Genomic DNA, 24,908 nt, shown 5'->3' with positions numbered 1-24,908 from the left:
GTCGTGTCCGTCCCTCTCTTGAAAAAAGATCGAAAAATGTTCTACGTGTTCCGGCCCGGGCGGTTCCGGTGTGCGACGCCGGGCGCCCGCCCTCAGGGCGGGCGCCCGGCCCGGTGGATCAGCCGTGCAGCGGGGAGCCGGCCAGAGCCATGGCGGCCTCCCCGATGGCCTCGTTCTGGGTGGGGTGGGCGTGGACGAACGCGGCGACGTCCTCCGGGTAGGCCTCCCAGTTGACCATCAGCTGGCCCTCGCCGATCTGCTCGCTGATGCGGGTGCCGATCGCGTGGAAGCCCACGATGGGGCCGTCCTTCTCGCGGACCAGCTTGATCAGCCCGCCGGTGCCGAGGATCGAACTCTTTCCGTTGCCGGCCAGGTTGTACTCGAAGGTCTCCACGTTGTCCTTGCCGAACTTCTCCTCGGCCTTGGGCTGGGAGTAGCCCACGGAGGCGATCTCCGGCTCGGTGAAGGTGACCTTGGGGACGTTAATGTCGGGGACCACCACGGGGTTGAGCCCGGCGATCTCCTCCGCCACGAAACGGCCCTGCTGGTAGCCGCGGTGGGCCAGCTGCACGCCGGGGACGATGTCGCCGATCGCATAGATGTTGCCCACGCCGGTGTGCAGGCGCTCGTTCGGGGTCACGAAGCCGCGGTCCATGGGGATGCCCTGGTCCTCGAAGCCCATGTCCGCGGTGTTCGGTCCGCGGCCTACGGCCACGAGCACGATGTCCGCCTCGAACTCCTTGCCGTCCGCGAGGGTGACCTTGGCGCCGTCGTCGTTCTGCTCGACCTTCTCGAAGAAGGTGCCCAGGTTGGACTTGATGCCGCGCTTCTTGAACTCCCGCTCGAGGGTCTTGATGATCGCGGGGTCCTCGTTGGCCACCAGGTGGGGCAGGCCCTCGATCACGGTGACGTCCACGCCGAAGGAACGCCACATGGAGGCGAACTCGCAGCCGATCACGCCGCCGCCCAGGACGATCGCGGACTTCGGGACGAAGTCGATCTCGAGCGCCTCGGTGGAGGTCATCACGCGGCCGCCGATCTCCAGGCCCATGGTCTTGGACACGGAGCCGGTGGCCAGGACGATGTGCTCACCGGTGTAGGTGGTGCCGTCCACGTCGATGGTGTTCTTGCCGGTGAGCTTGCCGTTGCCCTGGATGACGTCGACCTTGCGCATCTTCATGAGACCGGTGAGGCCCTTGTACTTGCCCTGCACGATCTTGTTCTTGTAGTCGCGCACCGCGCCCATGTCGATGGACTCGAGGGTGGCCTTGATGCCGTACTTCTCCGACTCCCGGGCGCCCTCCGCGAGCTCCGCGGAGTGCAGGTACGCCTTGGTGGGGATGCAGCCCCAGTGCAGGCACGTGCCGCCCAGCTTCTCCTTCTCGATCAGCGCCACGGAGTAGCCCAGCTGCACCGCGCGCAGAGCGGCGGAGTACCCGGCGGATCCTCCGCCCAGGACCAGGATGTCGTATTGGTTGTCGGCCACGTTGGCTCCCTCGGGGTTCGAGTTCTTGGTTTCGGACGTCCGCCCGGGTCCCGATCCGGGGAGTGAGGTGGACGGTCACGGTTGGGGTCAAGCCTAACGCCACCCGTGGGGCCCCACCAGGTATTACAACCCGGTGGGACCCCACAACGTGGCACACCTCACGCGGTGGGTGCCTACTCGGCGCAGGAGGCGGCGAGCTCGAGCATCGTGCGCACGCCGAAGCCCGTTCCTTCCTTGGGGGTGTAGCCCCACGGCTGCGACTCGTTGAAGGAGGGCCCGGCGATGTCGATGTGGGCCCACGGCACGCGGCGCCCGTTGGTCTCGGGCACGAACTCGCGCAGGAACAGCCCCGCCACGAGCATCCCGCCGTGCTTGTCGCCCATGTTCTTCAGGTCCGCCACGAAGGAGTCCAGCGAGGGCCGCAGGTGCTCGGGCAGGGGCATGGGCCAGGCGGGTTCGCCCGCGCGGGCCGCGGCGTCCACCACGAGGCCGCGGGCGGCGTCGTCGCCCATGATGCCCGCGGTGCGCACGCCCAGCGCGGCCATCTGCGCGCCGGTGAGGGTGGCGATGTCCACGAGCAGGTCCGGGTTCTCCTGACCGGCGGCCCAGAGGCCGTCGGCGAGCACCAGGCGGCCCTCGGCGTCCGTGTTGAGCACCTCCACCGTGCGGCCGCTGTGCATGCGCAGCACGTCGCCGGGACGGGTCGCGGAGCCCGAGGGCAGGTTCTCGGCGAGGCACAGCCAGCCGGTCACGGCCACGGGCAGCTCGAGGGCGGCGGCGGCCAGCACCGTGCTCAGCACCGCGGCGGCGCCGGCCATGTCGGACTTCATGGTCATCATCGAGGCCGGGGGCTTGAGGGAGAGTCCGCCCGAGTCGAACGTGATGCCCTTGCCCACGAGTGCCACGTGCTTGGCGGCGCGCGCGGGGGACCACTGCAGCTTGACCAGGCGCGGGCCGTTCACGGAGCCGCGGCCCACACCGAGCAGGCCGCCGTACTGGCCGCGGGTGAGCTCCTTCTCGGCAAGCACCTCGACCTTCACCCTGGTGCCCTTGGCTGCGGTGGCGGCCACGTCCGCGACGAACTCGGGGGTCGCGGTGTCCGGGGAGAGGTCCACGAGGGTGCGGGTCAGGCGCACGGCGCGGGTCACGTGGGAGGCGCGGGTCAGCGCACCCTTGGCGGCCTTGGCCAGGTTCTTGGGCACGCTCACGAACGCCTCGCGCAGGGGCGCGTGCTCGTCCTCGGTGGTCTTCTGCACGGTGTACTCGAACGCGCCCAGGCCGACGCCCTCGGCGACCGCCTGGACCTCGTCCTCGGCGAGCACGGGCAGCGCGACCACGGCAGTGGCAGCGCGGCCCTGCAGCGCGCGGGTCGCGGAGCCCGCGGCCAGGCGCAGGTTCTCGAGCCGCTGCGGGCCCTCACCACGGCCCAGACCGGTGAACACCACGAGATCGGCACGGACCTCGTCCGGTGCGGGGACCACGGTCACCTTCTCGACGGAGCCCGAGGCCTGCGCGCGCTGCGCGAGGGCATCGAGACGACGCCGCACGCTGGACTTGACCTCGCCGGTCACCGCGAGCGCGCCGTCGTGGTCGACGCCCACCACGAGGGCGTCGGCGGGGACGTCGCCGAGGGTCTTGGTGGTGCTGGAGAGCAGCACCTCGTGGGTCGTGATGATCTCTTGCGCTGTGGTCACTGTGATGTCCTTCCACGCCTGGCTGAGAACTGGCGGGCGCGCGGTGCAGGTGGCCGCGGGCCCGGGCGCGACGCGCCGGTGTGACACCGATCCTAGTCACGGCCCCTGGGGCGGCCGGGGGAATAGCGGGTGGCGTGCGGGGCGTTGCACTGACCAGGAACCGCGTGGGCCCCCGGTAAGGGGGCGCGGCGCGGCGTCGTCGTCCCCGAGGAGGAAAAGTGCTGGATCCCACGGCCCTGTACCTGGGCAACCCCGCCCTGCTGGGTGATCCGCGGCTGCGCGGGCTGCCCCTGGTGGTCGCGCTGTCGGGGTACGTGGAGGCGGGGCACCTCGCGGCGCAGATCGAGGCCGTGGTGCTGGACTCCATGCCCAGCGAGACCGTGGCGCGCTTCGACATCGACCAGCTCTACGACTACCGCTCCCGGCGTCCGCGCGTGACGTTCGCCCAGGACCACTTCGAGGACTGGGAGGCTCCCGAGCTGAGCCTGCACGTGGTCACGGACGGGCTGGACCGCCACTTCCTGATGCTCACGGGTCCGGAGCCGGACACCCAGTGGGAGCGCTTCGCCTCCGCGGTGGTGGGCCTCGCCCAGCGCCTGCAGGTCAGTCTGGTGGCGGTGGTGGGCGGCATTCCCATGCCGGTGCCCCACACCCGGCCGGTGCTGGTCACCGCCCACGGGCCCCGAGCGGACCTGCTGCCGCGCATCAACGGCAACCGCCCCACGTTCGAGGTCAGCGCCTCGGTGTCCCACCTGCTGGAGCTGCGGCTGCAGGAGAACGGGATCGACCACGTGGGCCTGTCCGTGCACGTGCCGCAGTACCTCGCCGAGTCCTACCTGCCGCAGGCCGCGGTGGCCGCCCTGGAGTACCTCAGCGCGGTCACCGGCAGAACGCTGCCCACGGACGAGCTGCGCGAGGCCTCCCGGGACGTGATCCGTCAGATCGACGAGCAGGCCGGCTCCTCTCCCGAGGTGCAGGCCGTCATCGAGAACATGGAACGGCGATACGATGACGTGGTGGACGCGTCCGCCCGCCGTTCGATCCTCGCCGGGCCCGACGACGCCGATCTCCCCGACGCCGACGACCTCGGCGCTGCGGCTGAGGCGTTCCTCGCCGCCCAGAGCGACCCGGACGCCCACGAGGACTAGGACCCGCGGGCACCGTGCGCCCCGCGGGTCGATCATTTCCACCGCGGGAGGCCCCCAGCATGACCGGCACGTCGACACCCCCTCCGTCCAGGCACAAGGACTCACCCACCGCGTGGCTGATCCTGGCGGTGGGGGTGTTCGCGTACTTCTCCGCCGTGGCCCAGCGCACGAGCTTCGGGGTGGCCACCGTGGAGGCCGCCGACCGGTTCCAGACCGCCGCGTCCGGCCTGTCCCTGTTCTCGATGATGCAGGTGCTCGTCTACGCCGTGCTGCAGGTCCCGGTGGGGGTGCTCGTGGACCGCTTCGGACCGCGCGTGCTCATCACGGTGGGTGCAGTGGCCATGGCGGCGGGGCAGCTGCAGCTCGCCGCGGCGCAGTCGGTGGCCGGTGGTGTCGTGGGGCGCATCCTGGTGGGAGCGGGTGACGCGGCCACGTTCGTGTGCGTGATGCGCCTGCTGCCCGTGTGGTTCTCCGCCCTCAAGGTGCCCATGCTCACCCAGGTGGTCGGGATGACCGGCAACCTGGGGCAGCTGTTCTCCGTGATCCCGTTCGCGGCCCTGCTGCACGCCGCGGGCTGGGTCCCCTCGTTCGTGGCCATGGCCGCCATCGCGCTGCTCGCGGCAGTGCTCTCGGGTGTGCTGCTGCGCAACCACCCGCCGGGGGTCACGGCGCTGTCCGACAGCATCTCCCTGTCCTCCGTGCGGACCTCCATGGGGCGGGCCCTGAAGGAACCCGGCACCCAGCTGGGTTTCTGGATCCACTTCACGGTGCAGTTCGCGGGCAACACCTTCGCCCTGATGTGGGCCTACCCCTACCTCCAGAACGCACAGGGGCTGGACCCCGCCCAGGCCTCGCTCGTGATGACCGTCTACGTGGTCTTCAACGTGGCCGTCGCGCCTTTGGTGGGCAAGCTCAGCGCGCGGTTCGCGCGGCGGCGCTCGCGGCTCGTGCTCGCGTGCTGCGCGGTGGCCTGGTCCGGGTGGCTCGTCCTGCTCGTGTGGCCCGGCCACGCGCCCACCGCTGTGGTGTACGTGGCGGTCTGCATGATCGCGCTGTCCCTGCCCGCGTCCATGATCGCGTTCGACGTGGTGCGCGCGTTCAACCCGCCCCAGTGGGGTGGCACCGCCACCGGGCTCGCCAACGTGGGCGGTTTCGCGGCGTCCCTGCTCGCGATCTACGTGACGGGGCTGGTGCTCGACCTGCTCTACGGCGCGGGGCTGTCCAGCTCCCTGTACGACGGCGAGGCCTTCCGCCCCGCGATCGCCGCCCAGGGTCTCGTGGCCCTCGTGGGCACGGTGGCGATCCTGCGCTGCACCGTCAAGGTGCGCCGCGCCCACGGCGCCGACTCCGTCTGATTCCACGCCGTTGCCCGTGCCGCGTCCGGGCCCGGACCACGACGCCGCGTTCCGCGTGCGGCGCACAGGCGACCTTCCCTGCACCCTGCGGCGCTCACGTCGCACACCGTGGCGTTCGCGCGGCACCCCCGCTGCGTTCGGGCTGTTCCCGACAGCGCTCGCGCGGCTCCCCGCGGCGAGCGGCCTGCACCGCGGGTGCCGGACCGGGCACTACCGGCCCGTTCTCCCCGGACGACGACGCCGCTGCCGCACGCCCGCGTGCCCACGGCCACCGTGGTGCCATGACGCTGGCACCCGAACCCACCACGACCATCCGGCTGCGCGAGCCCGAGGACCTGCTCGCCCTGATCCCGCACCAGACGGGGCACCCGCCACGGGAGGCCTCAGTGGTCTTCCTCCCGGCAACGGGCGGCCATGCCGTGTGCCTGGGCCTGGACACCCCGGGCGAGGACCGGGACGTGGACGTCCTGGCCGAGGAGCTGGGGGACGTCCTGTGGACGGTGCCGCACTGCGGCGAGGCGGTGGTGGTCGTGTACTCGGACCACGAGCACGGACCGCAGCTCACGGTCACGGTCCCTGCCCTGGAGCGCTGGACGGCGGTGGCGCAGCGGCTGGGTCTGACCCTGCTCCGAACGCTCGTGGTGGGACCCGCCCACTGGTGGGATGCAGAGGCGCCGTACTTGCCCCGGCCCGTTCGTCTCATCGCGGACAGCGCGGTGAACGCGCAGCTCGTGGCGATGGGCAGCGGTGCGGAACCCGGGTCCCTGTGCCGTGACTCCTTAGACCGCGACCGGTGGCGCGAGCGGGGAATCCGCGTATTCGGCGCCGACGAGGGGCCGCACACCGCCGGCAGTGCGGTGCCTGTCCGGGAGGCGCCCGACCGGGAGGCGTCAGGCCAGGAGGCAGCTGATCGGGAGGCGTCAGGCCAGGGGACAGTTGACCGGGAGGCCCCGGACCGGAAGGAGCTCGGCGGGGGAGGAACGGGGCCCGCGGCACCGCCTCCGGGCGATCTGGACCGGGCCCGGTCCCGGCTGCGGCTCTGGGACCGGGCCGTGAGCCGGGTCGGGGCACAACGCGAGGACTGGGTGCACACCGTGCTGCGCCTGCCCGACCACGAGCTGCGCGAACTCGTGGCCGGGCTCGAGGACCACGCCACCCGGGACGCGCTGCTGTACCTCTGGCTCACGGGCAGCCTCGAACGGGCGCAGGCCGCGCTCGAGGGACTGCACGTCGCCCTCCGGCACCTGTCCGGGGAGGCGGGACGCGGCACGGAACCTGCGACGGACGTCGTCGACGAGGCCCTGCGCTGCGTCGTGACCGTCTCGGGTGAGTGGGACGGGCCGCCGCACTGGGACACGCTGGACGGCGCCCACCGGGTGCTGCAGGTGCTCGCGGCCGTGCTGCGGGGCGCCCTGCCCGCCGCCGAGCACCCGGTGCCGCCCGCCGGTCGCGGCAGCGAGGAGCCCGAGCCGGGGCCGGCGCGGCAGCCGCGTTCCGCGCAGGAGCGGCTGGTGACCGTCACGGCCGTGCTGGCCCAGATCGAGCAGTACCGGGGCCGTTCCCACACGGCGGCGCGCATGCTGCGGGACCTCGACCGCGAGCTGGCCGGCGCGGGGGACGGGCCTCGGCGGCGTCGTGCCCGCGGGCGCAGCGCCCTGGGCGACGTCCAGCGCAGGCTCAGCACCGTGGTGGCCCCGTGGTGGTGCGCGGACCGCCGGACCTCGTGGCCGGGGCGGCACACGTGGGCCCGGTCCTCGCCGGCGCCCGCGTGAGCTCCCTCCCGCTCACGACGGAGGCCGTGGGAGGGGCAGACCCGCGCGGACGCAAACTTTTCCTGGTCGCCGGGAACAAACCCGGCACCCGCGGTGTTGCGGCAGATAGGACCCTCAGAGTCTCGGCAGCTGCCCACGCCAGGCGGCCGGACTTGACAGGGTCATAGGTGTGTTGGCCACTCGCGTGGCGACCCCTGAAGGTCTGTCCAACGAAAGGTTTTCCGTGTCACCAGCTGCCAGCAAGACCGCGTCCGCCTCCCAGGCCCCCGAGGCAGAGTCGGCCTCCGCCGAGGCCGCAGCCCAGACCGGTACGAGCGGAGCGGGCACGAGCGCCGCCGCGAAGAAGGCGCCAGCGAAGAAGACCACTGCCGCCAAGAAGACGGTGGCGCGCAAGTCCACGGCGGCCAAGAAGACCACGGCCGCCCGGAAGACCACTGCCGCGGGCACGGCCAAGACCGCCGGCACCAAGTCCACGAGCAGCAAGACGGCAACGGCCACCGCTGACGCGACCTCGGAGGCCACCACCGCCCCGGCCGCACCGTCGAAGGCCGCGTCGGACGCCCCGGCCGAGTCCGCCCCCAAGAAGACCGCGGCGCGCAAGACCGCGGCTCCCAAAAAGACCGCGACCCGCAAGACGGCCGCGTCGAAGACCGCCGCGTCCCGCACTGCGGGCACCAAGGCCACGAGCACCACGGCGTCCTCCACGTCCAAGACCGCCGAGGCGGAGAGCGCCGAGAAGCCTGCGGCGGGCACCGCCAAGCGAAAGCCCGCGGCGAAGGCTGCCCCCAAGACCACCGGGCGCGGCCGCAAGAAGGCGGACCCGGTGGACGAGGCGCTCGCCGAGGACGAGCTGGCGCCCGAGGACGTCCAGGAGGACACCGAGGACGAGGACGCCCAGGAGTCCGCGCAGGCCTCCGTCGAGGAGTCCGCGCAGCTCATGAAGGGCCGCCAGGACCGCAGCGCTCGCGGCTTCGTGCTCACCAACAACGACGACGACGACGCCCCCGCCCAGCAGGTGGTCGTCGCCGGTGCCACCGCGGACCCCGTCAAGGACTACCTCAAGCAGATCGGCAAGGTGGCGCTGCTCAACGCCGAGCAGGAGGTGGACCTCGCCCTGCGCATCGAGGCCGGGCTCTACGCCGAGCACAAGTTCGCGGATGAGGCCGACTCCATGGACGCGAACACCCGCCGGGCCTACCGCTGGGTGATCCACGACGGCCGCCGCGCCAAGAACCACCTGCTCGAGGCCAACCTGCGCCTCGTGGTGTCCCTGGCCAAGCGTTACACGGGCCGCGGCATGCTGTTCCTGGACCTGATCCAGGAGGGCAACCTGGGCCTGATCCGCGCGGTCGAGAAGTTCGACTACACCAAGGGCTTCAAGTTCTCCACGTACGCCACGTGGTGGATCCGCCAGGCCATCACCCGCGCCATGGCGGACCAGGCCCGCACCATCCGCATCCCGGTGCACATGGTGGAGGTCATCAACAAGCTGGCCCGCGTGCAGCGCCAGATGCTGCAGGACCTCGGCCGCGAGCCCACCCCGGAGGAGCTCGCCAACGAGCTCGACATGACCCCCGAGAAGGTGGTGGAGGTACAGAAGTACGGTCGCGAGCCCATCTCGCTGCACACCCCGCTGGGCGAGGACGGCGATTCCGAGTTCGGTGACCTGATCGAGGACTCCGAGGCCGTGGTCCCCGCGGACGCGGTGTCCTTCACCCTGCTCCAGGAGCAGCTGCACTCCGTGCTGGACACCCTGTCCGAACGGGAGGCCGGCGTGGTGGCCATGCGCTTCGGGCTCACCGACGGCCAGCCCAAGACCCTGGACGAGATCGGCAAGGTCTACGGGGTGACCCGCGAGCGGATCCGCCAGATAGAGTCCAAGACCATGTCCAAGCTGCGCCACCCGTCCCGCTCGCAGGTGCTGCGGGACTACCTCGACTGATGACCGCGCAGGGGCCGGAGGGCCAACACGAGATGACCACGCGCGACTCCCAGGTGCAGAGCATGTTCAACCGGGTCAACGTGCAGTACGACCGCATCAACACCCTCATGACCCTGGGCGGCCACGCCCGGTGGTGCCGTGAGGTGGCCCGCCGCGCGCAGGTCGCCCCGGGAGGGAAGGTGCTGGACATCGCCACCGGGACCGGTGAGATCGCCCTGGCCGTGCGGCGTCGTGAACCCCGCGCCGAGGTGGTGGGGGTGGACTTCTCCGAGAACATGCTCGCGGAGGCCCGGACCAAGCCCGGGGCGGAGACGGTCACGTGGGAGTTCGCGGACGCCCACCGGCTGCAGTACGAGGACGCCTCCTTCGACGCCGTGACCCACGGCTACCTGCTGCGCAACGTCAGCGACGTGCCCCGGGTGCTGGGCGAGCAGTTCCGCGTGCTCAGGCCGGGCGGCCGGGTGGTGGTGCTGGAGACGGCGCCGCCGCGCGGTCTGCTCAGGCTCGCGGTGTCCGCGGGCATGAGCGTGGTGCTGCCGCTGCTGGGGCAGCTGGTCGCGAAGGACCGCGACGCCTACAGCTACCTCAAGTCCTCCACGCTGGGATTCATCCCGCCCGCTGAGGTCGCACGGCTGCTGCGCGAGGCCGGGTTCGAGGACGTGGGGTACGAGAGCAGGTACCTGGGCACCAACGTGATCTTCTGGGGTCGCAAGCCCGCTGCCGCCTGAGCCCACCGGGTGCATGGCAGGGCCGCACGATCCTGGCGATCACACGAGACGAGGCGCGCACCGCACGGTGCGCGCCTCGTCTCGTGCCACCCCGACGGTTTGGGACTCAGGCCCCGATGCGCTCGGTCTCGTCCTGCCACGAGGCGGCCAGCGGGCGCAGCTTGTCCTCGTTGACCCGGGCGTGGTGGGCGCAGAACAGCAGCTCGCCGCCGGTGGATTCGAGGACCACGCGCACGTAGGCCTGCGCGCCGCAGGCGTCGCAGCGGTGGGTCGCGTTGAGTTCACGCGCTTCGAGAGTCGCGTTCATGGGATCCTCCTCACAGGTGTGGAATGCGGTGTGCACGCGTGTGCCCACCGCAGCGCGATGCCGGCTCGACGGGCCGGATCGCACGTTCCAGTACAACCCACGGGCGCGGTCATTGCTTCCCGCACGAGCGGTGTTTCGCCCACCGCGCACAAATCCCCGGGGGCTCCGTCTAGAGTGATGTGGTCCCCAGCCGCCCTCGCGGCCCCCCGACCCCCGGAAGAAGCCCGTGACACCGTCTCGCTCCGAATACAACGCCCGCCACCTCTCCGTGCTGGAGGGACTGGAGGCGGTGCGCAAGCGCCCGGGCATGTACATCGGCTCCACGGACTCGCGCGGTCTGATGCACTGCCTGTGGGAGATCATCGACAACTCCGTGGACGAGGCGCTGGCCGGCTACGGGCAGGACATCGCCGTGATCCTGCACCGGGACGGCTCCGTGGAGGTCCACGACGACGGCCGGGGCATCCCCATCGACACCGAGCCCCGCACCGGGCTGACCGGTGTGGAGGTCGTGTTCACCAAGCTGCACGCGGGCGGGAAGTTCGGCGGGGGCTCGTACTCCGCTTCGGGCGGCCTGCACGGCGTGGGGGCGTCGGTGGTCAACGCACTGTCCGCGCGCCTGGACGTGCAGGTGGACCGCGGTGGGAAGACCTACCAGATGTCCTTCAAGCGCGGCGAGCCGGGGACGTTCGCGGACAAGGGGGCGCCGTCCCCGAGCGCCCCGTTCGAGGCCTTCACCACGGACTCGCACCTGCAGGTGGTGGGCCGGGCCAAGCGCGGCGTCACCGGCACCCGGATCCGCTACTGGGCCGACGACCAGATCTTCACGCCGGACGCGAAGTTCTCCACGGAGGAGCTCGTGCGGCGCGCGCGCCAGACCGCGTTCCTGATCCCCGGGCTGCGCATCACCGTCACGGACGAGCGCCGCCTGCCGGGCACCGCCGGTGCCGACGGCCCCGTGGAGGAGGTCTTCCAGTACGACGGCGGGATCTCCGAGTTCGCGGAGTTCCTGGCCCCGGACGCCCCCGTCACCGACGTGTGGCGGCTGCAGGGCCAGGGATCCTTCACGGAGCGCGTGCCCGTGCTGGACGGCTCCGGCCACGCGCAGCTGCAGGACGTGGAGCGCACGTGCGAGGTGGACGTGGCCCTGCGCTGGGGCGTGGGCTACGACACCGCGGTGCGCTCGTTCGTGAACATCATCGCCACGCCCAAGGGCGGCACGCACCTGAGCGGTTTCGAGAACGCCCTGCTCAAGACGCTGCGCAAGCAGGTGGACGCGAACACCCGCAAGCTCAAGGCCGGCAACGACAAGCTCGAGAAGGACGACGTCCTCGCGGGTCTCACGGCCGTGCTGACCGTGCGCCTGGCCGAGCCCCAGTTCGAGGGCCAGACCAAGGAGGTGCTCGGCACCCCCGCCGTGCGCCAGATCGTGGCCAAGGTCGTGGAGACGGAGCTCACGAAGCAGCTGACATCGAAGAAGCGCGACGACAAGGCCCAGGCCGGGCAGCTGCTCGAGAAGGTCGTGGCGGAGATGAAGTCCCGCATCTCCGCGCGCGTGCACAAGGAGACCCAGCGGCGCAAGAACGCACTTGAGACCTCGTCCATGCCCACCAAGCTCGTGGAGTGCCGCTCCGCGGATGTGGCCCGCTCCGAGCTGTTCATCGTCGAGGGGGACTCCGCCCTGGGCACGGCCCGGCTGGCGCGCAACTCCAACCACCAGGCGCTGCTGCCCATCCGCGGCAAGATCCTCAACGTGCAGAAGGCCTCCATCACGGACATGCTGGCCAACGCCGAGTGCGCCGCGCTGATCCAGGTGATCGGTGCGGGCTCTGGCCGCAGCTTCGACCTGGACGCCGCGCGCTACGGCAAGGTGATCATGATGACGGACGCGGACGTGGACGGCGCCCACATCCGCACGCTGCTGCTCACCCTCTTCTACCGCTACATGCGCCCCCTCGTGGAGGCCGGTCGTGTGTACGCCGCGGTGCCGCCGCTGCACCGCGTGCAGATCGTGAACCCCGGCTCCAAGGCCAACGAGATGGTCTACACGTACTCCGAGCGTGAGCTGGACACCCTGCTGGGCAGCCTGGAGGAGCAGGGACGCCGCTACAAGGAGCCCATCCAGCGCTACAAGGGTCTGGGCGAGATGGACGCCGACCAGCTCGCGGAGACCACCATGGACATCCGCCACCGTGTGCTGCGCCGGGTGCGCGTGGCGGACGCGGAGGCCGCCGAGCGCGCGTTCTCCCTGCTCATGGGTTCGCAGGTGGCCCCGCGCAAGGACTTCATCGTCGCGGGCGCCTCGCACCTGAACCAGGAGCAGATCGACGCCTGATCCGGGCCGCGCACGGTGGCGTGCCACGGGCTGCGGCACCGTGTCTGCGGGGCACGAGCACCACGACGCCGCCCGGCTGCGCCAGCTCGGCCCGGCGTGAGAATGGTGCCCGGTCGCCTTGCGGGAGCAGGCGGCGGGGGCTGCATCAGCGCAGTGGGGGTAGGACGCCGGTCGGTCGCGTTTGCGCGCGGCGCGGGCGCAGGCGTCGTCGTCCGGGCCGAGGCCGAACCGGTCCGCGTGTCACGCGGCTCGATCCGCCCCGGGACGAGGCACGTCGTCCGTGTCCCGAGGGCACCGGCTCCCGGGCAGCCAGCGGCTCAGCCGTCTGCCGGGGCGGTGCCCGCGTCCTCCCCGGAACCGCTCGCGGCGGCGGGGAACTCCACGGGCAGGCCCGTGAGAGCCGGTCCCACGGCGGCCACGGCGCGGTCGATGCCCACCCCGGAGCCGTCCCGGCGGCCGTACTCGGTGGGCAGGGTGCGTGCGACCCCGGCGGCCGACACGGCCTTGCCCGGTCCGTGGCCCACCCACGCGAGGTTCAGGGCGTCCTCACCGGCGAGCAGCCGCTGCGCGCGCACGCCCGCGGTGGCACGGCCCTTGGCGGGGAACTCGCTCAGCGGGGTGACCTTGACGGAGGCCTCTCCCATCTCCGGCAGCTGACCGTCCCCGCGGGCCTGGGTGACCACCACGGTGGAGTCCTGCGGCACCACTGCGGCGCAGAAGATCACGTGCTCACCGGCGGCGAGCTTCATCCCGGCCACGCCACCGGCGGTACGGCCCTGCGGACGCACGGCGGAGGCGGGGAAGTGCAGCAGCTTGGCGTCCGAGGACACCATCACGAGCTCCGTGCCGTCCGGGGCGGCCGAGACACCGACCACGCGGTCCCCGTCCTTGAGCTTGATCGCGGGCCACTGGTCCAGGTTCAGCGGGTAGTCCGGGTTCACGCGCTTGACCACGCCGGCCGCGGTGCCGATGGCCACGACCTCGCTGAGGGGCGCCAGGCCCACGAGCGCCTCGTTCTTCTCGAGACCCAGGAAGTCCGCGGCGGGTACACCGTCCGCGAGGCGGGGCACGCCGTCGAAGTCCTGCAGCACGGGGATGTCCACGCACGAGACGCGCAGCATCCGCCCCGTGGAGGTCACCGCAGCGATCTCCCCGCGCGCGGTGGCGGGGACCACGCTCGTCAGGGCGTCGTGCTTGAACCGTCGGGAGCCGTCCGCCAGCGGTCGGCGCGTGGCGCTGCGGGCGATCCGCCCGGTGGTGGAGAGGAACACCCAGCAGGGGTCGTCGCTGATCTCCAGCGCCACGGACGTGGCCGCCTTCTTCCCACCGGTCTGCGCGGCGGTCACCGCGGGCAGGTCCTCGGCCTCGAGCAGCACGGTGCGGCGCTCGTCCCCGAACTTCTGGGCGGTCTCGGACAGCTCGTCGGCGACGACGCCGCGCAGCGTGGTCTCCGAGCCCAGGATCGCCTCGAGCTCGGCGATCTCCTTCTGCAGCTGGTCGCGCTCGGCCTCGAGCTCGATCCGCGAGAACTTGGTGAGCTGGCGCAGCCGTAGCTCCAGGATGTGCTCGGCCTGGGCCCGGGAGAGGTCGAAGACCGCGATCAGCCGGTCCCGGGCCTCGGCGGTCTCCTCGGAGCCGCGGATGATCTGGATGACCTCGTCGATGTCGAGGATCGCGATCAGCAGGCCCTCCACGAGGTGCAGCCGGTCCTGCCGCTTGGCCAGGCGGAACGCGGTGCGCCGGCGCACCACGGCGATCCGGTGGTCCGTGTAGACCCGCAGCAGCTCCAGCAGACCCATGGTGCGCGGCTGGCCGTCCACGAGCGCCACGTTGTTGATCCCGAAGGACTCCTCCAGGGGCGTGTGCTTGTAGAGCTGCGCGAGCACGGCCTGCGGGTTGAAGCCGTTCTTGACCTCGATCACCAGCCGCAGCCCGTTGGTGCGGTCGGTGAGGTCCACGACGTCCGAGATGCCCGTGAGCTTCTTGGCCTGGACGGCGTCCTTGATCTTCTCGGTGATCTTCTCCGGGCCCACCATGTACGGCAGCTCGGTGACCACGATGCCCTGCTTGCGCGGGGACACCTGCTCCACGGACACCGTGGCGCGGGTGCGGAACGAGCCGCGGCCGGTGCGGTAGGCGTCCCGGATGCCCTCCAGGCCCACGATCCGCCCGCCCGAGGGCAGGTCCGGGCCGGGGATGAGCTTCATGAGCTCCTCCAGCGTGGCCTCGGGGTTCAGCACCAGGTGCCGGGCGCCGGCGGCGACTTCCCGCATGTTGTGCGGGGCCATGTTCGTGGCCATGCCCACCGCGATGCCGGTGGCGCCGTTGACCAGCAGGTTGGGGTAGGCGGCGGGGAGCACCGCGGGCTGCTGGAACTGGTTGTCGTAGTTGGGCACGAAGTCCACGACGTCCTCGTCGAGGTCCCCGGTGAGGGTGCGCGCGGCCGGGGCCATGCGGGCCTCCGTGTAGCGCGGGGCGGCGGGACCGTCGTCCAGCGAGCCGAAGTTGCCGTGCCCGTCCACCAGGGGCACGCGCATCGCGAAGGACTGCGCCATGCGCACCATGGCGTCGTAGATCGCGGCGTCCCCGTGGGGGTGCAGCTTGCCCATGACCTCGCCCACCACGCGGGCGCTCTTGACGTGGCCGCGGTCCGGGCGCAGACCCATCTGGTCCATCATGAACAGGATCCGCCGCTGCACAGGCTTGAGACCGTCCCGGGCGTCCGGCAGGGCACGGGAGTAGATCACGGAGTAGGAGTACTCCAGGAAGCTCGTCTCCATCTCCTGGGTGACGTCCACGTCCACGATGTGCTCGACGAAGTCCTCGGGGAGGTCGTCCTGGGGGGAACGTGTGGCTGAGCGGCGACGAGCCATCGAGCGGCAACTCCTTGGAATCGGTGCGTGCTCCTGTGTGAGGGGCAGGCGGTTGGCTAGTCTGAAGTCTATGGGTTCCCACGACGAGACTCCGCAGCAGCAGTCCTACCCCGAGTACTGGGAGGCGGACGTGATCCTGCGCGACGGAGCCACCGCCCACCTGCGGCCCATCAGCCCGCAGGACCAGGAGCTGCTGCAGCAGTTCCACTCCTCGCAGTCCCAGGACAGCATCTACCTGCGCTTCTTCTCCTACAAGCCCCGGCTGTCCCAGCGGGAGCTGGAGCGCTTCACCACGGTGGACCACGTGGACCGCGTGTGCTTCGTGCTGATGCTGGGGGAGCGGCTCATCGGCGTGGGACGCTACGACCGCACCACGCCGCGGGCCGCCGAGGTGGCATTCATGATCTCGGACCACCACCAGGGCCGGGGCATCGGTTCCATCCTCCTGGAGCACCTGGCCGCGGCCGCACGGGAGAACGGCATCGACCGCTTCACGGCGGAGGTGCTGCCCGAGAACCGCAAGATGCTCCACGTGTTCGTGGAGGCCGGCTACGACGTCTCCCGCCAGTTCGAGGACGGCGTGGTGGTGGTGGACTTCGACATCGACCCCACCGAGAAGTCCCTGGCCGTGATGGCCGCGCGCGAGCACCGCGCGGAGGCGCGCTCGGTCAAGGACCTGCTCACGCCCTCCACCATCGCCGTGGTCGGGGCCTCCGCCCACGAGGACCACGCCGGGCACCACGCGGTGGAGGGCATCCTGGCCGGCGGCTTTACCGGAACCCTCTACGGTGTGGGGCACACCCCCTACGAGCGGGAGGGCCTCACCTTCGTCCCGTCCCTGTCCGAGATCGAGGGCCCCGTGGACCTCGCCCTGATCGCCGTGCCCCGGGAGGCCGTGGAGGACGCGGTGACGGACTGCGGCAGGGCCGGCGTGCGCGCCGTCGTCGTGATGACCGGCGGCTACGCCGAGGACGGCCTGGAGGGGGCCACGGCCCAGCGCCGGCTCGTGCGGATCGCGCGGGCCGCGGGGATGCGCGTGGTGGGCCCGGCCAGCCTGGGGCTGATCAACACGGACCCCGAGGTCTCCCTCAACGCGTCCGTGCTGCCCGAGCTGCCGCGGCGCGGCGGGCTGGGCCTGTTCTCCCAGTCCGGCGCGGTGGGCACCATGCTCTACGGCGCGGCGCTGCGCCACGGGGTGGGGGTGTCCAGCTACCTCTCGGCGGGCAACCGCGCGGACGTCTCCGGCAATGACCTCATGCAGCACTGGGAGGACGACCCCGGGACCACCGTGTGCGGGCTGTACCTGCAGTCCGTCGGTAACCCCCGCAAGTTCTCGCGCATCGCCCGCAGGCTGTCCCTGACCAAGCCCGTGATCGTCGCCAAGTCCGAGGTCACCGGCCTGCGCCTGCCGCCCGGGCACACGGGACGCGTCACCCAGGCCCCCGCCGGCGCCCTGGACGCCATGTTCCGTCAGGCTGGGGTGATCCGCGCGGCCACCACGGAGCAGCTCATGGACATCGCCGCCGTGGCCGAGTGCCAGCCGCTGCCGCGCTCGCGGCGCGTCGCGGTGCTCTCCAACGCGCTCGCGCTGGCCCAGCTCACCGAGGACACCGCCCTGCGCCTGGACCTCGAACCCGGCACGGTGGACGGTTCCGTGGACACCACCCACGGCGCCGCGGCCGCCCGCGAGGCCGTCCTCGCCGCGGTGCGCGCCGAGTTCGCGCGGGACACCGAGGACAGCCTCGTGGTCGTGCTGATGCCCGTCCCCGGCCTGGACCGTGACGCGGTGCTCCGCGACGTCGCCCACGCCGCGAGCGAGGCGGGGCGCACCACCCTGCTGGTGTTCACGGGCGAGTTCGGCCCGCACGCCGTCACCACCGCGGTGCGCACGGACGGCGACGCCGCCCTGCCGTGCTTCGACTCGCCCGGCGCCGCGATGACGGCGCTCGCCCGCGTGATCGACTACACGTCCTGGCGCTCGCAGGACCATGGCGTGGTGGTGGACCCGGAGGGCTTCGACTTCGACGGCGTGGAGAAGTTCCTGGAGCGGCAGCGGGAGAAGGTCAGCGGGGACACGTTGTACGAGCTGACGATCGCCGAGCGCAACGAGCTGCTGAGCTGCGCGGGCATCGCGGTGCTCGAGTCGGCGCGCTTCACGGATCCCGACGAGGCGTGTGCTGCCGCCGAGCGGCTGGGCTACCCGGTGGCGCTGAAGACCACGGACCCGTTCCTGCGCCACCGCCTGGACCTCGGCGGCGTGGTGCTGAACCTGGAGGATGCGGAGCAGCTGCGGGCGGCGATCGAGACCATGCGCCGGACCCTGGCGGGGTGGAACGCCACGGACTTCGAGGTGCAGTCCATGGCCCCCACTGGTCAGACCGTGGTGCTGCGCGCCGCCGAGGACCCGCTGATCGGGCCCGTGCTCTCCTTCGGGATGGCCGGGGACGCCGTGAACCTGCTGGACGACTGGGCCCACCGGGTGCCCCCGCTCACTGACCGGGACATCACGCGCATGGTGCGGGCGCCCAAGGCCGCGCGCAAGCTCTTCGGCTACCAGGGGGTTCCGCCCGTGGACACCACGGGCCTGGAACGGCTGGTCAACCGCGTGGCGTACCTCAAGGACCGCTTCCCGCAGGTCGCGTTCCTGGAGCTGAACCCCGTGGTGCTCTCCGGCTCCGTGCTGACCGTGCTCTCGGCGAGCGTCAAGATCGGCGATCCCGGCCAGCGCACCGACAGCGCGCGCCGCGCGATGCTGGGCTAGGCGCAGCACCGAGTGCGGGACACGATCGCCGGCCGGTTCGAGTTGCTGACGCCCATCGCGGAGGGCGGCAGCGGTGCCGTGTGGCGTGCCCACGACCTCCGGCTCGGCCGGGAGTGCGCGGCCAAGGTGCTGCGTCAGCGGGACTCTGCGGAGCTGCTGCGCTTCGTCCGCGAGCAGACCGTGAACCTGGAGCACCCGCACGTGGTGGCACCGTACGGGTGGGCCGCAGAGGATGAGCACGTGGCAATCGCCATGGAACTGGTCTCGGGCGGCACCCTGGAGGCCGCGCTGCAGGACAACGGGGCGGTGGCGGACTGGCTCGCGGAGGAGCTCGTCTGCCAGCTGCTGGAGGCCCTGCGCTTCGTGCACACCAGGGGATGGGTGCACCGCGACGTCAAGCCCGCCAACGTGCTGCTGGAGCCCACCGGCTCGGCCCTGCCGGTGGCGCGGCTCGCGGACTTCGGGATCGCGGTGCGGGTCGATGACGCCCGCCTGACCCACACCGGAACGGTCGTGGGAACCCCCGGATACCTGCCCACGGAGGCGTACGCCCCCGGCAACCCCTCGCCCGGCATGGACCTCTACGCGGCGGGCGTGACCGCGGTGCGCATGGTGCTGCCCGAGGCCGATCTCAGCGGCGATCCGCTGGGTCCGGGCGACGTCGCCGCGCTCGGGCTGTTCGCGGACTCGCCGTGCCTGCGCGCGGGGGTCGCCGGGCTGCTGGACCCCGACCCCGAGCAGCGGGTCCGGGCGGCGGACCGGCTGCTCGCAGGCCTGCTGGAGACGGCCGACCGGCGGCTGGGGCGCTCGGCCGAGACCGCAGAGGGCGAGCCCTTCGAGGTCTTCGACGTGCTCGAGCCCACCACGGAGCGTGAGCTGTCCCCGGTGGCCGACGCCGCCCGGCTGCCCTCCGGGGCCGCGTGCACCGAGGACGCGCCCATTGCCTGGCACGCCGTGCACCGCCAGGCCGTCCCGGTCCAGGACCGGCCCGAGATGGCGCAGCGCGGGACCGATGTGCTGCGCCCGTTCGCCCCTGTGACCGCCCCTGTGACCGCGACGGGTCCCTCCGCCGGGGTCGCCGCCGACCCGCACTCCGCAGCCCCCGGGGAGGTTCCTGCCCGCTCGTTCGCCGAGCCGCCCGCCGAGGACAGCACCGAGCTCATCGACGCCGCGCAGCCCCCGCCCGTGCAGCGGCTCACCGGACCCTCCGGCGCGGCGGAGGAGGTGCGGGCAGCCGGGGACACGTCCACCCTGCCCGTGGACGGGACGGTGTCCGAGCCGACCGGTTCGGCGGGACGCGGCACGGGCGCGTTCTCGCGTGCGGGCGGGGCGGCTGCGCGCGGACCCGCCGCGCGGCGTCGTGCGCGGTGGCCGTGGTGGCTGCTGGGCGTGCTGCTCGCGGTGCTCGCCGTGGTGGTGGGATACCTGTGGCTGGGACCCGTGCTGGCACGGTGGACCGGAACGGGGGACCCGGACCCCGCGGCGCCCAGCACGAGCGCCCCGGCGCGAGCTCCGGGAGGCGGCGGGACCCCAGCACGGAGCCCGGCACCCACCACGGACGTGACCCCCCAGTGCACCCAGCTCGAGGACGGGACCGTCTCCTGCGTCGTGACGCCCTGACGCGGGAGTGCGGCCCGGGCGCCGTTCGCTGACACGGTGTGCCCCGGGGGCCGCGGTGGAGGACAATGGGCCCATGACTTACTCAGCACCCGATGGTTCGCGGCTCGTCCAGGACATCGAGAAGGCGGGGTTCTACCCCCAGCTCGTCACGGACGTGGTCAACGACTCCCTGGACGGGCGGCAGCCCGTGTCCCACCTCGTGCAGCTGGAGACGCACTTCACCAACACCGAGCTGCACCGCCACATCACCGCGCTCGTGCTGGCCGAGGACGTGCTGCACATCACGCACGTGGACGACCAGCAGTACGACGACACCGGCGCGGAGACCGTGGCGCGGGTCTCCACCGAGACGGTGCCGATCTCCCAGATCCGCTCGGTGACCCTGAGCTACGCGTACCACCAACCCCAGGACTACCAGCCGGGAACGCCCATCATGGAGCTCAACCTCGCGGTGAGCTGGACGGGCACGCAGCAGCTCGAGCTCTACCCCGCGATGTGCGAGGACCCCGAGTGCCAGGCCGATCACGGCTACACGGGCACCGCGGCGAGCGAGGACGTGGTGATGCGCATCAGCTCCGAGGCAGACGGGCAGGACGCCGTGGAGGGCGCCCGGGAGTTCGCGCGCACCCTGCGCCGGGCCAACGTGGCGCCCCTGACCGACTCCGGCGCCCAGCTGGCGGCTCCCCACGCCGGGGCACCGCGGGCCGAGGGCGCCACCCCGCGCAGCCGCTTCAGCCACCGGCTCGGCGGGCGGGACACGGGGCACACCTCGTGACCGGGGCGCCCGCCGCGCTCCCGGACACGCTGCCTCCCGCGCCACGCTACGGCAGCCGCTCGATCGCCGAGACGCTGTCCTCCGCGGCGGCCGCCGTGGGGGTCCCGGGCACGTCCAACGCCCTGGGGCTGCCCGCCGCCCGGCGCTACGTGGTGGTGCTCGTGGACGGGCTGGGCTCGCGGCTGCTGCGCGAGGTCTCCGGCTACGCACCCACGCTGCGCGCGGCGGACTCCCTGGGCGAGCTTGACGCCGCGTTCCCCTCCACCACGTCCGTGTCCCTGTCCAGCCTGGGCACCGGTGCGGCGCCCGGGCGCCACGGCATGCTGGGCTACGACGTCCTGGACCCCGCAAGCGGCAGGGTGGTCAACATGCTCGGCAACTGGCCCGCGGACGTGGACCCGCTGCAGTGGCAGCCGGTTCCCACCGTGCTGCAGCGCGCCGAGCAGCACGTGGACGCCGTAACCGTGAGCGCACCCCGATTCGAGACCTCCGCCCTGACCCGTGCCGCGCTGCGCGGCGGGCGGTTCGTGGGCGCCGACGGCGTGTACGCCCGGTCCTCCCGGGCGCTCGAGCAGCTGCGCGAGGGGCGACGCGGGCTGGTGTACTTCTACTGGGACGAGCTGGACAAGACAGGCCACAAGCTCGGTTGGCGCTCGGACGCGTGGTTGCATGCCCTCGAGGAGCTGGACTCGGCCCTGAAACGGCTGGTCACCCGGTTGCCCGCGAACACCCGGGTGCTGCTCAGCGCGGACCACGGCATGGTGGACGTGGTCCCGGAGCACCGGATCGACGTCAGCGCGGACCCGGAGCTCATGGCGGGCGTGCACCTCACGGCCGGGGAGCCCCGGGCCCTGCAGCTGCACGTGACGCCGGGCACCGACCCCGCGACGGTGGCGCGCACGTGGCGGCACCACTTCGGGGACGCCGTGTGGGTGGCCACGCGCGAGGCCCTCGTGCAGGGGGGCTACTTCGGCCCCGATCCGGATCCGGCACTGCTCGCCCGCGCCGGGGACGTGTGGATCCTGGGCCGCGAGGAGATCGCTCTCCACGACGTCGCCCGCCAGGGAACCCGCCCCCTCGCGATGGTGGGCCAGCACGGTTCACTCACGGACGACGAGCGGCGCGTCCCTGCCCTGCTGTGGTGAGTCCGCGCCCCTGACCGGGGCACGCGGCCCCGGGCCTCACCGGGAGGACGTGCCCTGCGTGGCCGCGGGCCCAGGCTGCTCCACGGCGGCCCCCTTGCCCGCAGGCTTCGTGGGCTTGGGCTTCTCGGGCGGGGGGAGCGTGGGCTGCGGGGGCTTCGGCGGTATCGGGGCCTGGGTGGGTGCCGGGGGCTTGGTAGGTGCCGGCGCCTTGGTGGGCTCGGGAGCCTCCGTGGGCTCGGCTGTGGTCGGAGCCGGCTGAGGCACCACGGGCGGCTGCGGAACGGGCACCACCGGCTGCACGGGCGCCACTGGCTGCTGCGGGGGAACGTAGTACTGCTCCGGCGGCAGGGTCGGCTCCACGGTGGGGGTGGGGCTCGGGGTCGCGGAGAGTGTGGGGGTGGGGCTCGGCGTGCTGGAGGGGGTCTGGCTCGCGAAGTCCGCGGGCGCGGGATCGTCCGAGCCGCCGGTGAGGCCCGTGAACGCCACCGCACCCACGCCCACCAGCACCAGCAGGGCCGCACCGCCCAGGGCCGCGGGCGCGAGGAATCGACGCGCCCCAGAGCGGGACTCGGCGCTCGCCGAGCCCGTCGGCTGGGAGTCGTCCCCGAATAGATCGTCCTGGATGGAGTTGCTCATGCCCATTGTCCCTCGGAATCGCCCATGACCACACGCGCGGCCGGGTCGTGTTCTCCCCTGGTCCCGGTCCGCTCCACGCGACTGTACCGCGTGGTGCGGCCCCGGCGCACCACAGCACGTGGGGCCGGGGATCGGGGGTCAGGACCTGTTGGCGCCGAAGACGATGTCGTCCCAGCTGGGCACCGACGAGCGCTTGGCCTTGGGGGTGCGGCCGCGGGGACCGGGGGCCGGGGCGTCGTCATCCCGGTCGGAGCCCCGGTGGGTCCCGGTGACGTCGTGCTCCCCGCCCTGCTGGGTGTCCGCAGCATCCTGGCGGGGCTCCGCCGGTGAGGTCTCCGCCGGTGAGGTGTCCGCCCCGTGGTCGCGGGTTGCGGAGCCGCCCGCACCGGTGTGCTCGGGCGCGTCCGAGGGCGCGGCGGGGGAGGTCGAGCGCGGGTGCAGCGCGGCCACCGGCGCCACGGTCTCCCGCGTGGTGGGCGCACCGGCTGCCGGTTCCGTGCCGTCCTCGCCGGTGGTGACCTCGGCGGCGGCCTCCGTGCCGGTCACGTCCACCCAGCTCTCCGCGGCGGGGGTCTCTGCCTCCCCGTCCTCGGACGCGGCGTCCCGGGACGTCCCCGTCCCGCGGTGCACGGTCCCCGACGGTCCTGCCGAGAACGCGGCGCCACCGCTGGAGGGGTCCTCGGCGGGTGCGTCGTGGCCGGGGGCGGTCTCGTGCCGCGCGGGGGTGGAGTCGTCCACGATCTCGATGCCCTCACCGCGCAGCGCCTGCTCCTCGGCCACCTGGGAGGCCGCGGGCTGGATAGGGCGGTCGAAGACCGGGGAGTCCTCGGGGGCGTCGATGGGACGCGGACGCTGCTCCACGGAGCCCATGCCGCGGCCGAGGATCTCCGCGAGCCGGTCGTCGGCGGTCTCGTCCGAGCCCAACCGGCGGCCGCGCCGGGACTGCAGCACGTCCAGCAGGTCGTCGGCCTGGCTCGCCTCGTGCTGCAGCCGGCGCAGCTGCGGGCTGGGAGCCGCGGCCGGTGCCGCGGGGGCGGCGGTGCCGAGCGGTCCGGTCTCCCGCGGCTCCTCCATGAGGGCGCGGGCCCAGTCGTTCTCGGGGCGCACGCTCTGGGTGGCGGGGTTGAAGCTCCACCGGGCCGGGCCGGTGCCGGCGGGGCCCGAGGTGGTCTCCGACGCGGTGAAGCTCAGCTGCACGGTCCACAGCTGGTCCTCGCGCAGCCAGGCGTCCCAGTCCAGCGAGGAGCGCTGCACCCCAAGCTGCTGGGCGCGTTCGAGCACGGTCTCCTCGAGCGTCCTGGGCTCGCCCTCGAAGACCGAGCGGTAGCCGTCGTGGGCGGGATCCGTGCCGGAGACCTTGACGCGGCACGCCTCGCTGACCATGTGGGAGCGCTCGGCCAGGATGGGCCACTCGTAGCGCCGGACGCGCTCCGCCTCCCAGCCGCACTCCGCGACGATGTCCTCCACGCTCGCACCGGCACGGAACCTGGCCTGGATGTCCCGGGGGCCGTAGGAGGCGCCCCCGCGGCCGCGGGCCGGCGGTTTGCGGCGCGCGTGCTGGATGGTCTGTCGCAACTGCTGGTCGATGGTCAGCAGGTACCTCGTGGAATCGGGGGTCTCCACGATGAGGTGCTCACCGTCGTCGTGCACTCCTGCCAGGCGCAACTGCTCCATGCTGTCCTTCCCTCACCGGTGCGTCCGCCACGGGATCCGTGGTGCGCGCCGCGCGTTCGTGGCACTCAGTCTACTGGCCCGCCCCGGCCGGGACCGGGCAGGGCGTGGGGGCCGCGCGGCGGCGTCGTGACGGGCCGGCGGAGGGGCGGTGCGAGCGGGCCCGCGGCCACGATCATGCTGTGCGAGAAAACCCCCGCGGGGGTGCTGGCTTTTTCGGCCCCCATGGTGAACAATCTACGCGACACGGCCCCGGGGGAGATCGCCCGGGGACCCGTTTCTCGCAGCGATCTCGCGAAGACCGGTTGGAGCGGATAGACACATGGCCACAGACTACGACGCACCGCGCAAGCAGGACGAGGACCTCAAGGAAGACTCCATCGAGGAGCTGCAGTCCCGGCGGTCGGACCACCAGTCCGGGAGCGTTGACGAAGACGAAGCCACGGCGGCCGAGAGTTTCGAGCTGCCCGGCGCCGACCTCTCCAACGAGGAGCTCTCCGTGGTGGTGCTCCCGGCGCAGGACGACGAGTTCACGTGCGGTTCCTGCTTCCTGGTGCGCCACCGTTCGCAGCTCGCCGAGGAGCGCAACGGTGTGAAGTACTGCTTCGAGTGCCTCGGCTGACGGAAGCCTTCCCACAGCCGCCGCGGGCGGTCACCCCT

At 72.4% G+C, this 24,908-nt stretch carries 17 protein-coding genes; 11 read left to right on the top strand and 6 right to left on the bottom strand.

Annotation, left to right across the window (positions count from 1 at the left end; translation table 11 throughout):
- Positions 1 to 118: 118 nt before the first annotated feature.
- Both lpdA and DNL27_RS07770 read right to left on the bottom strand, forming a co-directional pair.
- Positions 119 to 1,486, bottom strand: a complete 1,368-nt coding sequence (lpdA, locus tag DNL27_RS07775; protein WP_012398509.1) for a dihydrolipoyl dehydrogenase — start codon at positions 1,484 to 1,486, stop codon at positions 119 to 121.
- Between the two features lie 173 nt (positions 1,487 to 1,659).
- Positions 1,660 to 3,180: a leucyl aminopeptidase gene (locus DNL27_RS07770; protein WP_012398508.1), complete on the bottom strand. Its 1,521-nt coding sequence runs from the start codon at positions 3,178 to 3,180 to the stop codon at positions 1,660 to 1,662.
- A 218-nt stretch (positions 3,181 to 3,398) separates the two neighbouring features.
- Here DNL27_RS07770 and DNL27_RS07765 point away from each other — a divergent pair, with 218 nt between their 5' ends.
- The 5 genes from DNL27_RS07765 to DNL27_RS07745 all read left to right on the top strand — a co-directional run bounded on the left by DNL27_RS07765 (position 3,399) and on the right by DNL27_RS07745 (position 10,125).
- On the top strand, positions 3,399 to 4,328 hold the full coding sequence (locus DNL27_RS07765; protein ID WP_012398507.1) for a proteasome assembly chaperone family protein: 930 nt from the start codon (positions 3,399 to 3,401) through the stop codon (positions 4,326 to 4,328).
- A gap of 59 nt (positions 4,329 to 4,387) precedes the next feature.
- Positions 4,388 to 5,683, top strand: a complete 1,296-nt coding sequence (locus tag DNL27_RS07760) for a nitrate/nitrite transporter (protein ID WP_012398506.1) — start codon at positions 4,388 to 4,390, stop codon at positions 5,681 to 5,683.
- Positions 5,684 to 5,964: 281 nt separating this feature from the next.
- On the top strand, positions 5,965 to 7,455 hold the full coding sequence (locus DNL27_RS07755) for a hypothetical protein (protein WP_112235195.1): 1,491 nt from the start codon (positions 5,965 to 5,967) through the stop codon (positions 7,453 to 7,455).
- A 223-nt stretch (positions 7,456 to 7,678) separates the two neighbouring features.
- Positions 7,679 to 9,397 (top strand): RNA polymerase sigma factor, encoded by a 1,719-nt coding sequence (locus DNL27_RS07750; protein ID WP_239494289.1) that lies wholly within the window; start codon positions 7,679 to 7,681, stop codon positions 9,395 to 9,397.
- A gap of 32 nt (positions 9,398 to 9,429) precedes the next feature.
- Positions 9,430 to 10,125 (top strand): ubiquinone/menaquinone biosynthesis methyltransferase, encoded by a 696-nt coding sequence (locus DNL27_RS07745; protein ID WP_012398503.1) that lies wholly within the window; start codon positions 9,430 to 9,432, stop codon positions 10,123 to 10,125.
- Positions 10,126 to 10,231: 106 nt separating this feature from the next.
- On the opposite strand, the gene DNL27_RS07740 is transcribed toward DNL27_RS07745, so the two are convergent.
- Complete coding sequence (locus tag DNL27_RS07740) at positions 10,232 to 10,432, bottom strand: hypothetical protein (RefSeq protein WP_050738048.1); 201 nt, start codon at positions 10,430 to 10,432, stop codon at positions 10,232 to 10,234.
- A gap of 226 nt (positions 10,433 to 10,658) precedes the next feature.
- Between DNL27_RS07740 and DNL27_RS07735 the strand changes: the two genes are divergently transcribed.
- On the top strand, positions 10,659 to 12,767 hold the full coding sequence (locus DNL27_RS07735) for a type IIA DNA topoisomerase subunit B (protein ID WP_012398501.1): 2,109 nt from the start codon (positions 10,659 to 10,661) through the stop codon (positions 12,765 to 12,767).
- Between the two features lie 317 nt (positions 12,768 to 13,084).
- Here DNL27_RS07735 and DNL27_RS07730 read toward each other — a convergent pair whose 3' ends face one another.
- A complete protein-coding gene (locus DNL27_RS07730) occupies positions 13,085 to 15,640 on the bottom strand; it encodes a DNA topoisomerase (ATP-hydrolyzing) subunit A (protein ID WP_112235194.1) in 2,556 nt (851 codons plus the stop codon).
- A gap of 70 nt (positions 15,641 to 15,710) precedes the next feature.
- Between DNL27_RS07730 and DNL27_RS07725 the strand changes: the two genes are divergently transcribed.
- From DNL27_RS07725 to DNL27_RS07710, 4 genes are all read left to right on the top strand, one after another.
- The gene (locus DNL27_RS07725) at positions 15,711 to 18,401 is read left to right on the top strand and encodes a GNAT family N-acetyltransferase (RefSeq protein WP_112235193.1); all 2,691 of its coding nucleotides are present in this window, start codon (positions 15,711 to 15,713) and stop codon (positions 18,399 to 18,401) included.
- A gap of 12 nt (positions 18,402 to 18,413) precedes the next feature.
- The gene (locus DNL27_RS07720; RefSeq protein ID WP_112235192.1) at positions 18,414 to 20,021 is read left to right on the top strand and encodes a serine/threonine-protein kinase; all 1,608 of its coding nucleotides are present in this window, start codon (positions 18,414 to 18,416) and stop codon (positions 20,019 to 20,021) included.
- Positions 20,022 to 20,094: 73 nt separating this feature from the next.
- Positions 20,095 to 20,796, top strand: a complete 702-nt coding sequence (locus DNL27_RS07715; RefSeq protein WP_041297374.1) for a DUF5998 family protein — start codon at positions 20,095 to 20,097, stop codon at positions 20,794 to 20,796.
- On the top strand, positions 20,793 to 21,941 hold the full coding sequence (locus DNL27_RS07710; RefSeq protein WP_112235191.1) for an alkaline phosphatase family protein: 1,149 nt from the start codon (positions 20,793 to 20,795) through the stop codon (positions 21,939 to 21,941). Before DNL27_RS07715 ends, DNL27_RS07710 begins: the two co-directional genes overlap by 4 nt.
- Before the next feature lie 36 nt (positions 21,942 to 21,977).
- Here DNL27_RS07710 and DNL27_RS12150 read toward each other — a convergent pair whose 3' ends face one another.
- Both DNL27_RS12150 and sepH read right to left on the bottom strand, forming a co-directional pair.
- Positions 21,978 to 22,577 (bottom strand): hypothetical protein, encoded by a 600-nt coding sequence (locus tag DNL27_RS12150; protein WP_162627109.1) that lies wholly within the window; start codon positions 22,575 to 22,577, stop codon positions 21,978 to 21,980.
- 138 nt (positions 22,578 to 22,715) lie between these two features.
- Entirely contained in the window at positions 22,716 to 24,251 is a 1,536-nt protein-coding gene (gene sepH / locus DNL27_RS07700; RefSeq protein WP_112235189.1) for a septation protein SepH, read from the bottom strand.
- Positions 24,252 to 24,570: 319 nt separating this feature from the next.
- On the opposite strand from sepH, the gene DNL27_RS07695 reads away from it, so the two are divergent.
- Positions 24,571 to 24,870 (top strand): DUF4193 domain-containing protein, encoded by a 300-nt coding sequence (locus tag DNL27_RS07695; protein WP_041297620.1) that lies wholly within the window; start codon positions 24,571 to 24,573, stop codon positions 24,868 to 24,870.
- Positions 24,871 to 24,908: the final 38 nt, after the last annotated feature.

Source organism: Kocuria sp. BT304, from assembly GCF_003290245.1.
Lineage (GTDB): Bacteria > Actinomycetota > Actinomycetes > Actinomycetales > Micrococcaceae > Kocuria > Kocuria rhizophila_A.
The sequence above is the reverse complement of the archived record's forward strand: the minus strand, read 5'-3'. Positions and strand labels throughout refer to the sequence as shown.